The sequence below is a fragment of the Candidatus Delongbacteria bacterium genome (genome assembly GCA_041675285.1).
Classification (GTDB): domain Bacteria; phylum CAIWAD01; class CAIWAD01; order CAIWAD01; family CAIWAD01; genus CAIWAD01.
The window spans coordinates 1-12,723 of record JBAYTZ010000020.1; the positions used below are offsets into that span (position 1 = coordinate 1).

Here is a 12,723-nt window from a genome sequence, read left to right on the forward strand (position 1 = left end):
CATAAGGCCCGACCCACCGTAGATATTGGTGTTCTCTTCAAAGGTAACGTGACGCACCACAAGAATGGCTGGACCGGTGGAGTACATACCACCGCCATATTCAGGGTTATCCCCCGGCACTCCACCTCGAATGGTGAACCCATCCACCACGTAGCGGTGCTGGTCCGTGGGATGGATGGCCACTGTCGTACCCAGACTGTCGCCATCCAAGATGGTCTGGTCCATGAGTAGCGTATCACCAGATAGGAGGATATGGGAGGCCAGGGTCAGGTCCCGGTTGGGAAACACCAGTCGTTCGTGGTAGTGACCGGGAGCCACCAGCACGGTATCGCCGGGCTGGGTGGCGTCCAGCGCGGCCTGGATCTGGCTGTAGCTGTCCGGCACGTGCAGGACGGCGGCCCTCAGAGGGAACGGGAACAGCAGCAGGAATAGCAGGCCCAGGCGCCGTGGCATGAGAGGTCTCCTTGGGGGAGCGGACGGGTTGCGCTCCAAGGTGGGATTCGCTGGGCGGCGGGTACAGAGGATTCTGATGAGGTTGAGGGGTCGGGATCTGGGCTCAGCCCTTTCCAGCCGCCTCGCGGCGCCTGGCCGGGCCAGTTCTCGGCTGCCAGGTTGCGAATGTGCCGACCGGGGACTGCCCACATGATCCCAGCTTCCGCTGGGATGACAGTGCTCTGCAGACATTGGCGGTGTCAGACACCGTGCCAGGTTCGCAGGGTCATCACCCTTGGACACCATCCCTGGAATGGCGAAGCGCGGCGTCCGCAGGGCTTGAATTGCCGGAGCGGACTGCGAAGTTTCCGCCCGTCACCCGGACCAAGCCAAGGAACGCGCCATGAACCGCACCGCCGCCCTACTGCAGGAAGCCTTGCTACTCAACGAAGAGGATCGGCTGGGGCTGGTGGAAAGCCTGCTGGAAAGCCTTCAGCTTCCCTTGGCCGGTGACATCCGCGCTGCGTGGACTGCCGAAGCCGAGCGACGTCTGGGGGAGGTGGCCCGCGGCGAAGTGCACACCCTACCGGCCGGCGTGGTCTTCGAGCGGATGCAGCGGAAGTACGGGGCGTGACCTTTGAATTCCATCCCCTTGCGGAAGAAGATTTGGACGAAGCCATCGCCCACCATGAGGCCATCCAGCCGGGTCTGGGCCTCGCGCTGCTGGCGGAAGTCCAGGCCGCCTGCCTGCGTTTCCAAGCCTTTCCCCACGCTTGGCCTTCGCTGTCCTCCAACTGCCGCCAAGTGGTGCTGACCCGCTTCCCCTACAGCCTGATCCTCCACGTGGAGGCGGAACGGGCCGTGGCGCTGGCTCTGGCCCATCACAGGCGTCATCCCCGCTTCTGGCAGGATCGCAGGTAAAGCCGCCTCACCCCGCGTCTGTCCACATACCACCCCTGCTGACCTTCAAACTCGTGGAAAGCCCCCATCCCATCCCGTCTTCGCGTTGCGAAGACGGGCCTTCCCCATGCCCACGCTTGCGTGGGCCGGGGGCGTGAGGGAAGGGAATTGGCTGGTCCTGCCAAGGTTTCGGTAACACAAACAGCCAAGGTTTGGGTTACACTTTCTCGCTCGGACTGCCGGGCTCCGCGCTGTCTTCATGGTGATCCATCATGCAAGCAGCCGGTGCCCCGAAGGACACCGGCTGCATGATTGCATAAAACGCTTCTTGGCGAGCGTTTACTTGACCAACACGAGCTTGCTCGTCGCCACACCTTCTTCGCTCACTAAGCGCGCCAGATACACACCGCTGGGCAGCGCGCCCGCATCGAAGCGCACTTCGTGCCGCCCCGCCTCCTGAAGGCCACTGACTAGCTGCGCGACTTCCTGACCTGCCAGGTCGAAGACGCGTAAGGTCGCGGGGCCGGTGGCGGACAGGGTGTAGGCCAGCGTGGTGCTGGGGTTGAAGGGGTTCGGGTAGGCCGGCTCCAGCGCGAAACGACCGGGACGATCTTCCGCACCAACGGTGCTGGCAATCTCGATGGTCACGGAGTCGTTGTCAACGCGACCCATATCATCCGTTGCCAGAACGGTGATCGTCACCAGACCGGTCGGAAGATCACTGGCTGCGATCTGCAGCGTCTGGCCCGTTCCCAGAGGCGTGCCGTTGCCGTAGGACCAGGCAAAGGTGTACGGCGCATTGCCGCCGGTGACCGCAGCCTCGAGAGTGAGGAGATCGCCTTGCTGGAAGACCGCGCCATCCAGGGGCGAAACGATCTCCGTGTGGAAGCCGATCCCGCCCTCGATGGTGCTCGAGATGCCCGGTGTATCGGGGTTGCCGGAGTGCCACGCCACCGTGTAGAGGATTTGGCCACTTGGCTGCAGCCCGTAGGGTGTTTGACCCGGGGTCGAATCGTCGAAGAGGGTTGTGCCCAGGTTGTTGGGTGTATTCATCAGCGGATTGTTCGTGTCGACGGGAATCGAGTACAAGCTGAAACCCCCGAAGAAGGGGTTGAGCCCGATTTGGGCGTTGATCGCGTTGATGCCCGAATGATAATCGTAATGGTCCGTGCCCAACAACAGACCACCGCCACGAATCTCCAAGTTGTGGAGGTAGTTCTCGGTCAGGTTCTGCCCCTCGCCGGTCCAGCGTCCGTACCAGTAGGACGATATGATGCGTCCGTCACAGATGATTTCGGCGTCTGGACGGTTGTTGTACCAGTCGGCGATGGCGGCCCAGTCAAGCGGGTAGTCGTCACCTAAGTACGAGAGGTCGAAAACCCAAATCTGGTCGAAGCTCTCCTGAGCAAGGACGCCGGCCACTTCACCGTTCCAGTCGAGATCGACGAAGGTGGTGGTGGCTCCGGCATTGAGGAGGGTGGCATTGAGGTTGGCACCATCGCCGTCGTAATAATAGCCGTGTACATTCACACACAGCACATGAGCTGCCTGCGCCGATCCGACGGCAAGCAGGACGGCAAGCCAAAGTACCCATTGACGAAACTTGTTCAAGGTGTCCTCCTTCTCTTTTATTGCGGCTCCAGGCTGCGCCTGGGTTGACGCGACACAAACTTTTTTCTAGCTGACTTCAATGAAAACGGCAAATCCACGACATAAACAGAAAATATTCGGATTTGAGTTATGTATCGTTCATGTTTTCTATCAAGAGGACGATCCTGTCGGGAATTCGCGGTCATCACCATATACAACGGGCTTGTGCGAATTCCGTCGGGAAGTGTTCGATCTCGTGCGGACAGCCATCCATGAACAAGCATCCATCCAAGGCCACTCCCCCACGACGTGCGTGCCATGTCGCAACAGAACACCACGAACAGGTTTCCCTGCTCGCGTGCGGTTGGCTTTTCTTTTCGGAAAAGGAGTGACCGACCGTTTGATGCCCCGCGTCGCGCAAGTTGTATGCCATTTCCCTGTCAGACACGCAGACGTCTCATGATCCTCTTGGAAGGCAAAGATTTCTCCTTTTCCTCGGATGCTCTATTGTTGATCCTCCTGTCGGAAGAAGTGCGGAGAGTGATCAGCTTCCGGCAGGGGGACAACGCCGTGTCGCTGCTGATCCAAACTAGTGGGCCGATTCTCGTGAGATGATGGATGATGAAGCGTCCGCGTCGTCCAGTGCAAGGCGCAGACCCGCAGGCGTAGTGGGGCTACGGCAAGGGGATGCAACGCCGCAATGGGCGACGGGGACGCTTCCCGAAGGGTTTGCGCTCCTTTGAAAAGCCGCTTCGGCTCATGTCCCAGCGCAAACAGCATCTATCGGATCACGGGAATCGGTCCACTAGACACACCCTGCCGATTGAAAACTGACACACCGGATTGAGACTCTTGGGGCTTTCAAGGAGCCCCGATGATCACAGACTAGGTATTCATGGAGATCAAGGTGTTGAGGAAGCAGGGCTGGAGTCTCCGGCGCATTGCAGAGGAAGTCGGGTGTTACGTGAACACGGTGCGCAGGCACCTGGCGGCGCCTGGCCGGGCCGTTCGCGACTGCCATGTCGCGAAGGTGCCGGCCGGGGACAGCCCACAGGATCCCAGCTTCCGCTGGGATGACAGCGCTCAGCAGACATAGGCGGTGTCAGGCACGGTGCCAGACACCGATTGAGAAACCCTTTGATGCTCGATGGTTTCGGGGGTCGGCAAGCGGCGGAAGAATCGCGCTGTGCCGGGGATGATGCAAAGGGTACTGGACGAATCGCCCAGGCAGTGTCAGGCACGGTGCCAGACACCGTTAAGCCATCGCCTGGCGGCGCCTGGCCGGGCCATTCTCGGCTGCCGTGTTGCGAATGTGCCGACCGGGGCCAGCCCACAGGATCCCAGCTTCCGCTGGGATGACAGCGCGTTCGTCGGGGTCTGCCGGCCACGCCGGGAGATGACGAAACAGGGCGCCGGGGGCGTGGGAAGATCTCTGCGTGCCCCCATCCTCCGCCGCTGCACGGCGCCTTCCCCATGCCCACGCTTGCGTGGGCCGGGGGCGTGAGGGAAGGGAAGTGACTTCGCCTCGGTAGCAATGCGACTCGGCGTAACGAAAAAGGCCGGCTTGCGCCGGCCTTCCCGTCCAATCGGGGCGACTGGATTTGAACCAGCGACCCCTTGACCCCCAGTCAAGTACGCTACCAGACTGCGCTACGCCCCGATGGTTCTTGTCAACAGCCGAAGCACTTCCTGGAGTTCCGTCCGCAGGCGTTCCCGCGGCCCGGCGGTCTGCCGCAGTTGCCGGCGGGCCCCCTCCAGGGTGTACTTCTCTTCGTGCACGAGGTGCTGGATGCGCCGGATCAGCTCCAGATCCTGGACCTGATACCGTCGCGTGCCGCCGACGCTTTTCTTGGGCGCCAACTCGGGGAACTCCGATTCCCAGAAGCGCAGCACGTGCGCCTCCAAGCCGGTCCGTTCGCAGACCTCGCCAATGCTGTAATAGAGCTTGCCTCCGGACGACTCGGCTTCCATGGGTCCCTCCATCAGGTTCCTGGGCGCCTGTGCCTTGTGGCAGGCCATGAAAGTAGCCAAGCCGAGCCGTTCAATCAAGCCGGGCGGCCCGGGTTCAGGGCAGGCGCCCGCCGATCAGCGCGGAGAGCCGCGCGCCCCAGCCCGCCAGCCGCTGCAGGGCGTCCGGACCCGCGCCCTGCCACATGGCCCGCAGCTGCGCCGCGCCGTGCAGCGGGTAGACGGCCAGCCGGGGCCGGCACAATCGGTGGAAGGCCTGGTTGGGAAAGGGAGGCGCCTGGCCGAAGCCCGCCCGCAGGCCCGCGGCTTCGGCCACGCGCACGGCCCGCCGGTCGCAGCGGCCGAAAGGCCAGGCAATGGCGTGCACGGTCTGCCCGAAGGTCAGTTCCAGCTCCGAGCGGGCGTCCACCAGTTCGCGCTCGAGGATCGACAGCGAACAGCCGGTCAGCGCGCGGTGGCTGTAACCGTGCAAACCCACGGACCAGCCGGCCTCCAGCAGGCGCCGGATCCCGCCTTCGTCCAGATGCCGGAAGCGCCGGCCCAGCAGCCCGCGATCCCAGCGGTTCCACTCCCCCAGGTAGCCCAGCACGGGAAAGAGCGCGGCCGTAAGGCCGGCCCGCCGCAGCACGGGAAAGGCCTCGTCCGCCACGCACTCGTAGGCGTCGTCGAAGCAGAGCAGGCAGAGTCCCTCGCCCGGCTCCTGCAGGCCGTCCCGCCGGATGTACTCGGCCAGGCTCACGCTGTGGGCGCCCGCATCCTTCAGCGCTTCCACCTGCAAGCGAAAGCGTGCCGGCGAGACCACGGTGATGCCCGGCTCCCAGCGGGGACTCACCTTGTGCCAGGTCAGGACGGGAATGGGCCGCCAAGCTTCCACCGGGCCTCCGGGCAATCTCATCCACAGATTACACCGTTTACACAGATCGAAAATCAGGAAGACGAAGGAAAGTCAATCGCGAATGTGTTTGAACACCAATGTGATTTGACTGAAAGAGAGCTCAAACTCTCTTAGCGGATCCTCCGGCACCCGCAGGCGCCCCGGGAGCAAGGGCAAGCGAATCTATGCAATGAAGCGGCTTAGTCTGCTACGCAATCACGTTCCAGGTTACGCCAGCCAATTGGCTTCATTCTTATCTGTGAAATCTGTGTAATCTGTGGATCGACCATCTCTCAGACACCCGTGTGCCCGAATCCGCCGGCGCCACGCTCCGTGTCGGGCACGCGCTCGACGGGCTCCCACTCCAGGCGCTCCACGCGGGCCAGCACGGCCTGGCAGATCCGCATCCCGCGCGTGACGGTGAAGGGCTCGGCGCCGAAGTTGCTCAGGATCACCTGCACCTCGCCGCGGTAGTCGCTGTCGATGGTGCCCGGGCTGTTGAGCACGGCCAGCCGGTGCTTGAGGGCCAGACCCGAGCGCGGGCGGATCTGCAGCTCGAAACCCGCGGGCACGGCCACCTTGAGGCCCGTGGGCAGCAGGCGCGTGGCGCCGGGCGGCAGCAGCAGGTCCTCCACCAGCGCTGCGTGCAAGTCGAGGGCCGCGCTGCCCGCCGTCTGGTAGGCCGGCAGGGGCAGGCCCTCGGCGTGGGGCAGGCATTCCACCAGGACGCGGATCATTCCTCCTCCTCCTCGCCTTCAGGCAGCAGGCGGCTGATCTGGAAGGCCTCCGGATCCAGCCACTCGTGGGCGGCCTCCGCCAGGCTGGCCACGGTCTGGGCTTCCAGGCGCGCCAGCCGCTCGTCCAGCGGCACCAGCCGCCCGTGCCGCAACTCGCCCTTGGCCAGCTGCACCATCCGGTTCATGCTCTGTTCCTGGGCGATCAGCCAGCCGCCGCGCATCTGGCGCAGGGCGTGCTCCAGCTCCGCGGCGTCCACGCCCTCGGCGCGCAGACGCCCGATCTCCGCCTGGCAGACGGACTGCACCTCGGCCACCCGGGCGGCTTCGCAGGCGAAGTAGGCCCCGAAGGCCGCGCCGCGGCCCAGGCCCTCCTGCCAGGAGTAGACCGTGTAACACAAACCCAGCTCCTCGCGCATCCGCTGGAAGAGCCGGCTGCTCATCCCGTCCCCCAGCAGCAACGTCAAAAGGCTCAGCGCGGGCGTGTGCGGATGCCCCGCGTCCGGGCCCGTCCGTCCCAGCTGCACGTGGGCCTGGCGCCCGAAGCCCGAGCGGTGCTCGCGCTGCCCGGGCGGGACCAGCGGCGCCTCGGGCACCAGCAGGCGGCCGGGGGGCAGGCCGCCGAACAGCCGCTCGCAGCGCGTGTGGAGCACGTCGTGGTCCAGGTCGCCGGCAAATGCCAGCACCAGTTCGCCGCCCCGCCGGCACTCGTCGGCGAAAGCCTGGAGCGCCGCGCGGTCCACGGACTGCACCTCGGCCTCCGTGCCCTGCACGGGCAGGCCCCAGGCGCTGTCCGGATACATGTCGCGAAAGGCCAGGTCGTAGAGCAGCTCGTCCGGACTCTCCTCCACCTGGCGGATCTCGTCCAGGATGACGCCCTGCTCCTTCTCCAACTCGCGCGGATCGAAGACCGACTCCAGCAGCATGTCCGCCAGCAGGTCCAGGCAGAGCTCCCAGTCCTCGTTGAGCGCGCCGCAGTAGAAGGACGTGTTGCTGCGGCCCGTGGAGGCGTTGAGCTGGCCGCCGCGGCCCTCCACGGCCATGCTGATCTCCCGCGCGCTGCGCCGGCGCGTGCCCTTGAAGACCATGTGTTCCAGCACGTGCGTGATGCCGCCGGGCAGGCCGGCCTCGCCCGCGCTGCCGCGGCGCAGCCAGAGCCCCAGGCTGCAGGCCGGCGAGGCGGGCATCAGCTCGCTGAGCACCACCAGCTCGTTGGAGAGGACGCTGCGCGTCAGGTGTTGTTGCATGCTGCCCCGGATAACGGAATCAGCCGGCGTGATACACCGGCTGATTCTTTGTCATTCAGCTTGTCTCATCATTGAGTGGAACTAGAAGCGCCGTCCGCCGCCACCGCCACTGCCGCCGCGACCACCCCGGTCGCCGCCGCCCCGGCCGCCCCGGTCGCCACCGCCGAAGCCGCCCCGGCCCCGGTCGCCTTCCGGACGCGGCGCGCGCGGACGCTCCACGTAGCCTTCGGGCTTGGGCAGCAGGGCCCGGCGCGACAGGCTCATCTTGTTGTTCTCGGCGCTCTGCAGCAGCACGTCGATCTTGTCGCCCACCTTCAGCACGTCCTCGACGCGCTCCGTGCGGGCCCAGTCGATCTCGCTGATGTGCAGCAGGCCTTCCTTGCCGGGCATGATCTCGACGAAAGCGCCGAACTCCACGATGGAGACGATCTTGCCGTTGTAAACCTTGCCCACCTCGGCCTCGGCCACCATGTCGCGGATCCAGTTCACGGCCCGCTTCAGGTTGTCGCCATTCTCGCTGGCGATGGTGATCGTGCCATCGTCGGCGATGTCGATCTTGGTCTTGGTGGACTCCTGGATCTCGCGGACCATCTTGCCGCCAGGCCCGATGATCATGCCGATTTTGTCCACCGGCACCATCACGGCCTCCAGGCGCGGCGCGAAGGGCGAGAGCTCCTCGCGGCTGGTCTCGATGCACTCGGCCATCTTGCCCAGAATGTGCAGGCGGCCTTCCTTGGCCTGCAGCAGCGCGCGCTCCATGATCTCGAAGGAGAGCCCGTCGATCTTGATGTCCATCTGGAATGCCGTCACGCCGTCGCGCGTGCCGCAGACCTTGAAGTCCATGTCGCCCAGGTGGTCCTCGTCGCCCAGGATGTCGGAGAGCACGGCCACCTTGCCGTTCTCCAGCACCAGGCCCATGGCGATGCCCGCGACGGGCTTCTTCATGGGCACGCCGGCGGCCATCATGGCCATGGTGCCGGAGCAGACGCTGGCCATGGAGCTGGAGCCGTTGGATTCCAGGATCTCGCTGACGATGCGGATGGTGTAGGGGAAGTTCTCCCGCAGCACCTGGCCCTTCAGGGCGCGCTCGGCCAGGTTGCCGTGGCCGATCTCGCGCCGGCCCGTGGAGCCGATGCGGCGCACCTCGCCCACGCTAAAGGGCGGGAAATTGTAGTGCAGCATGAAATTGCGGCTCTTCTCGCCCCAGATGCCGTCCATGCGCTGGGCGTCCTGGCCCGTGCCCAGGGTGATGGCGCCCAAGGACTGGGTCTGGCCGCGGGTGAACAGCGCGCTGCCGTGCGTGCGGGGCAGCACGTCCACTTCGCAGGTGATCGGGCGGATCTCCGTGGTGCCGCGGCCGTCCAGCCGGCGGCCCTGCTCGACGATCGCCTGGCGCATCACCACGCCCATCTGGTCGTGCAGCACGCCGCCCACCAGGCCCGTGGCCTCGGCCAGGGCGGCCTTCTCGGCCTCGCCCCCGCCCTCGGCGGCCTGCTGGAAAGGCGCCAGCAGCGCGGCCTTCAGCGCGTCGTAGGCCGCGTTGCGTTCGGTCTTGTCGGCGATGGCGCAGAGGCGCGTCATCTCGGCCAGGGACGTGGCCTCCAGCTCGGCCTTCAGGGTCTCGTTGACGGCGGGCACGCTCACGGCCCACTTCTCCACGGTGCCCAGGGCGTCCAGCATCTCCTGCTGGAGGGCGATGATCCGCAGGATGCGCTCGTGGGCGAAGCGGATCAGGTCCAGCATCTCCTGCTCGCTGATCTCGCCGGCCTCGCCTTCCACCATGGTGATGGATTCCTTGGTGGCGGCCACCACCATCACCACATCGCTCAGCTCGATCTGCTCGAGGCTGGGGTTCACCACCGGCTCGCCGTTCACCCGGCCGACCATCACCGAAGCCACCAGGCGCTTGAACGGGATGGGGCTGGCGCAGAGCGCCAGGCTGGCGGCGCAGCAGGCCAGGGGGCCCGGGTCGCAGCTGCGGTCGTAGCTGAACACGTTGCAGATGATCTGCGTCTCGTTCGAGAAGCCTTCTTCGAAGAGGGGCCGCAGGGGGCGGTCGATCATCCGGGCGTTGAGGATCTCACTCTCCGCGGGTCGCGCCTCGCGCTTGAAGAAGCCGCCGGGAAAGCGGCCGGCCGCGTAGAGCTTCTCGCGGTATTCCACTTGCAGGGGGAAGAAGTCCTGCCCCAGGCGCGGCTTGGTCTCGGCGCAGGTGGCGGCCAGCACCACCGTGTCCTCCCAGCGGATCCACACCGAGCCCTGCGCCTGCCGGGCCACCTTGCCCATTTGCAGCGTCAGGGTCCGTCCATCCAGGTCCAGGGACCGTTCGATCATCATGGGTCTCTCCTTGGTTTCGGGGCGTCGCCCCGATTCGAACGGTCGCGATCCGGAAGGAGGCACACCGGAGGAAAGGCCCGCACCGACCTGCCCTCCGCTGTGCCTGATCCTGGACGCACGGCCGTCCGGTTCCGGTCCGCCACCTTAGGCGGACCTTTCGTGCCTCATAAACACGGCCGCCCCCTCCGGGGAGCGGCCGTCGCTCGTCGATTCCAATGCCTGCGCCAACTAGCGGCGCAGTCCGAGTTCCTGGATCAGGCTGCGGTAGCCGGCCAGGTCCACGCGCTCCAGATAGAGCTGGAGGCGGCGACGCTTGCCCACCAGCATCAGCAGACCGCGACGGGTGTGGTGATCCTTGGGGTGGGCCTTGACGTGCTCGGTCAGTTCCTTGATCCGCTCGGTGAGCAGGGCCACCTGCACGCCCGCGGCGCCCGTGTCCTGCTCGTTCTTGCCGAACTTGGCGGCCAGTTCCTTGACGCGGTTCTTTTCCATCATCGTCTCCTTGTCGTCCAGGTCAGCCGGCGAGCCCGCGGGCCACCAGCCATTCCTGAATGCGTGTGCGGTCTTCCTGCAGCTGCGTCGCCAGCTGCTCCCCGGAATTGAACCGCATAGTATCGCGAACAAAGGTCAGCAGATCAACCCTAAGGGCCTGACCATAGAGGCTTTCCGCCAGGTCAAACAGATGGATTTCGGGCCGCCGCCCGCTCTCGTCGAAGGTGGGACGCGCTCCCAAGTTCATCATGCCGCCCCGGACGCGGCCGTCCGCCAGCTCCACGCGCACCGCGTACACGCCCTCCGCCGGCTGCAGCATGCCCTCCTCCGGCTCCAGGTTGGCCGTGGGGATCCCCAGCAACCGGCCGCGGCCCTCGCCGCCCACCACCCGCCCGCAGATCCGGAAGGGGCGCCCCAGCAGGCGCGCGGCCAGTTCGGGCTGGCCCTCCAGCAGCGCCCGCCGCACCCGGGTGGAACTGACGGGCTCGTCGTCCACCAAGACGGGCTCCACCACTTCCAGGCCGAAGCCCAACTCGCGCGCCGCAAGGCCCAGGGTCAGGCGATTGCCGCCCCGGTCGTGGCCGAAGGCGTGGTTGTGCCCCACCACCAAGGCGCGCATGCCCACCCGCTCCAGCAGGCCTTCGCGCAAAAAGCGCCCGGCGTCCCAGCCGGCCAGCTCCGACGTGAAGCGCAGCAGGATCACGCGCTCCAGACCCAATTGCTCCAGCAGTTCGAGCTTGTGCGCCGGGTTCAGCAGCCGGGCCACGGGCAGTCGGCCGTGGGTCAGGACTTCGCGCGGATGCGGCTCGAAGGTCAGCAGGCTGGCTTGCAGGCCTTCCGCCGCGGCGCGCTCCACCACCCGGCGGATCAGCGCCTGGTGCGCCAGGTGCAGGCCGTCGAAGGAGCCCAGCGTGAGCACGCTCTCCGGCTCGGCGTGCAGCTCGTGCAGCAGACCGCGCTCAACCCGCATGGAGGTCCTCCCCGGGCCGCTTGCGGAAGTGCTTCAGCCGCTCCTCCAGCTCCTCCACGCTCCAGGCGCGGGCGACTTCGTAGCCGCCGATGCGCGTGCGCCGCAGCTCCTCCACCAGGGCGCCGCAGCCCAGCCGCCGGCCCAGGTCGCGGGCCAGGCTGCGCACGTAGAAGCCCTTGCCGCAGTGCAGGTCCAGTTCCAGGAACGGTGGATCCCAGCCCAGCAGGGTCAGCTCGTGGGCCACCACGTGGCGCGGGGGACGCTCCACCACCAGGCCCTTGTGGGCCAGCCGGTAGAGCCGCTTACCGTCGATGGAGACGGCCGAGTGCATGGGGGGAATCTGCTCCAGTTCGCCGCGGAACTCCGGCAGCGCGGCCTCGATCTCCGCCAGGCTCGGCAGCGGGCCGCCGGGACCGTCGTGCAGTTTGCCCGTCCGGTCGTGGCTGTCGCTCTCGGCCCCCAGCCGCAGGCGCATCCAGTAGCGCTTGTCGGCGCCCATCACCGTGTCCTGCCAGCGCGTGGCCGCGGCGGTGAGCAGGATCAGCAGGCCGCTGGCGAAGGGATCCAGGGTGCCGGCGTGGCCGATGCGGCGGATGCCGCTCAGGCGGCGCAGCATGGCGACCATGGCGAAGGAAGTGGGGCCCACCGGTTTGTCCAGCAGAAGAATGCAGCCGGCGGCCAGGATCCCCGGCGTGGGTGTCGCCTGGCGGTCCAGCAGCGCCGGACCGCTGTTCTGCCCGGAGTCCATCACGTACCCGGCGGAGCCTCCGCCGCCGGCAGGGCCGCGCTCGCCGTGCCGTCCGGAGCCGCGTCGTCCGCGGCCGGATCGGGAGCGCGCTCGGCCTGGATCTGCTCCAGCAGCGACTCCAGCCGCTCGGCGCGGTCCAGCGAGAGATCCAGCAGGAAGCGCACCAGCGGCACGGCCCGCAGGCGCATGCGGCCGGCCAGCGAGCGGCGGATCTCCTTGTTGCGGTGCATCAGCTCCTTGAGCAGGACCTCGCGCCGCGCCTCGTCGCCCATCAGGCTGACGAAGACGTTGGCGTGGGAGAGATCCGGCGAGAGGCGCACCTCGCCCACGGTGACCTGGCTGGCCAGTTCGCTGTGCTCGCGTTGCAGGATGGTCCCCAGCTCCTTGCGGATCTGCTCGGCCACCCGCTGTTGGCGCTTCTCACTGGCCAT

Annotated in this window: 13 protein-coding genes, 1 tRNA gene and 1 pseudogene; 3 read left to right on the forward strand and 12 right to left on the reverse strand. The window is 66.5% G+C overall.

The genetic code is table 11. The features are described 5' to 3' along the window. Window positions 1-453: hypothetical protein (locus WC326_14735; protein MFA7332324.1), on the reverse strand; the 453-nt coding region annotated here is incomplete at its 3' end. Between the two features lie 382 nt (window positions 454-835). On the opposite strand from WC326_14735, the gene WC326_14740 reads away from it, so the two are divergent. Both WC326_14740 and WC326_14745 read left to right on the forward strand, forming a co-directional pair. Then, a complete protein-coding gene (locus tag WC326_14740) occupies window positions 836-1,066 on the forward strand; it encodes an addiction module protein (protein MFA7332325.1) in 231 nt (76 codons plus the stop codon). Next, entirely contained in the window at window positions 1,063-1,353 is a 291-nt protein-coding gene (locus WC326_14745; GenBank protein MFA7332326.1) for a type II toxin-antitoxin system RelE/ParE family toxin, read from the forward strand. The genes WC326_14740 and WC326_14745 overlap by 4 nt, the downstream gene beginning before the upstream one ends. Window positions 1,354-1,671: 318 nt before the next feature. On the opposite strand, the gene WC326_14750 is transcribed toward WC326_14745, so the two are convergent. Next, window positions 1,672-2,943, reverse strand: coding sequence for a T9SS type A sorting domain-containing protein (locus WC326_14750; GenBank protein MFA7332327.1), 1,272 nt, complete (start codon window positions 2,941-2,943; stop codon window positions 1,672-1,674). A gap of 874 nt (window positions 2,944-3,817) precedes the next feature. Between WC326_14750 and WC326_14755 the strand changes: the two are divergent. Next, window positions 3,818-3,919, forward strand: a pseudogene (locus tag WC326_14755) (helix-turn-helix domain-containing protein). Between the two features lie 589 nt (window positions 3,920-4,508). Here WC326_14755 and WC326_14760 read toward each other — a convergent pair. The 10 genes from WC326_14760 to rbfA form a co-directional block, all read right to left on the reverse strand. Continuing rightward, a tRNA-Pro gene (locus tag WC326_14760) sits at window positions 4,509-4,582 on the reverse strand. Next, window positions 4,573-4,893, reverse strand: coding sequence for a MerR family transcriptional regulator (locus WC326_14765; GenBank protein MFA7332328.1), 321 nt, complete (start codon window positions 4,891-4,893; stop codon window positions 4,573-4,575). The genes WC326_14760 and WC326_14765 overlap by 10 nt, the downstream gene beginning before the upstream one ends. Window positions 4,894-4,987: 94 nt before the next feature. After that, the gene (locus WC326_14770) at window positions 4,988-5,764 is read right to left on the reverse strand and encodes a polysaccharide deacetylase family protein (GenBank protein MFA7332329.1); all 777 of its coding nucleotides are present in this window, start codon (window positions 5,762-5,764) and stop codon (window positions 4,988-4,990) included. A 293-nt stretch (window positions 5,765-6,057) separates the two neighbouring features. Beyond that, complete coding sequence (gene dut / locus WC326_14775) at window positions 6,058-6,501, reverse strand: dUTP diphosphatase (GenBank protein ID MFA7332330.1); 444 nt, start codon at window positions 6,499-6,501, stop codon at window positions 6,058-6,060. Then, the gene (locus WC326_14780; protein MFA7332331.1) at window positions 6,498-7,745 is read right to left on the reverse strand and encodes a pitrilysin family protein; all 1,248 of its coding nucleotides are present in this window, start codon (window positions 7,743-7,745) and stop codon (window positions 6,498-6,500) included. Before WC326_14780 ends, dut begins: the two co-directional genes overlap by 4 nt. A gap of 81 nt (window positions 7,746-7,826) precedes the next feature. Continuing rightward, window positions 7,827-10,082 carry a polyribonucleotide nucleotidyltransferase gene (locus WC326_14785; protein ID MFA7332332.1) on the reverse strand — a complete coding sequence of 752 codons (2,256 nt, stop codon included), beginning with the start codon at window positions 10,080-10,082 and terminating at the stop codon, window positions 7,827-7,829. A gap of 228 nt (window positions 10,083-10,310) precedes the next feature. After that, on the reverse strand, window positions 10,311-10,577 hold the full coding sequence (gene rpsO, locus WC326_14790) for a 30S ribosomal protein S15 (GenBank protein MFA7332333.1): 267 nt from the start codon (window positions 10,575-10,577) through the stop codon (window positions 10,311-10,313). Between the two features lie 19 nt (window positions 10,578-10,596). Continuing rightward, window positions 10,597-11,544 carry a riboflavin biosynthesis protein RibF gene (ribF, locus tag WC326_14795; protein MFA7332334.1) on the reverse strand — a complete coding sequence of 316 codons (948 nt, stop codon included), beginning with the start codon at window positions 11,542-11,544 and terminating at the stop codon, window positions 10,597-10,599. Beyond that, window positions 11,534-12,292 carry a tRNA pseudouridine(55) synthase TruB gene (truB, locus tag WC326_14800; protein MFA7332335.1) on the reverse strand — a complete coding sequence of 253 codons (759 nt, stop codon included), beginning with the start codon at window positions 12,290-12,292 and terminating at the stop codon, window positions 11,534-11,536. The genes ribF and truB overlap by 11 nt, the downstream gene beginning before the upstream one ends. Continuing rightward, entirely contained in the window at window positions 12,292-12,723 is a 432-nt protein-coding gene (gene rbfA, locus WC326_14805) for a 30S ribosome-binding factor RbfA (protein MFA7332336.1), read from the reverse strand. Before rbfA ends, truB begins: the two co-directional genes overlap by 1 nt.

Bases quoted from the DNA above. Each gene is read 5' to 3' on its own strand.
- WC326_14740 (MFA7332325.1), top strand. From the start codon at position 836: ATGAACCGCACCGCCGCCCTACTGCAGGAAGCCTTGCTACTCAACGAA.
- WC326_14765 (MFA7332328.1), bottom strand. From the start codon at position 4,893: ATGGAAGCCGAGTCGTCCGGAGGCAAGCTCTATTACAGCATTGGCGAG.
- dut (MFA7332330.1), bottom strand. From the start codon at position 6,501: ATGATCCGCGTCCTGGTGGAATGCCTGCCCCACGCCGAGGGCCTGCCC.
- WC326_14780 (MFA7332331.1), bottom strand. From the start codon at position 7,745: ATGCAACAACACCTGACGCGCAGCGTCCTCTCCAACGAGCTGGTGGTG.
- WC326_14785 (MFA7332332.1), bottom strand. From the start codon at position 10,082: ATGATGATCGAACGGTCCCTGGACCTGGATGGACGGACCCTGACGCTG.
- rpsO (MFA7332333.1), bottom strand. From the start codon at position 10,577: ATGATGGAAAAGAACCGCGTCAAGGAACTGGCCGCCAAGTTCGGCAAG.
- ribF (MFA7332334.1), bottom strand. From the start codon at position 11,544: ATGCGGGTTGAGCGCGGTCTGCTGCACGAGCTGCACGCCGAGCCGGAG.
- truB (MFA7332335.1), bottom strand. From the start codon at position 12,292: ATGGACTCCGGGCAGAACAGCGGTCCGGCGCTGCTGGACCGCCAGGCG.
- rbfA (MFA7332336.1), bottom strand. From the start codon at position 12,723: ATGGCCAGTGAGAAGCGCCAACAGCGGGTGGCCGAGCAGATCCGCAAG.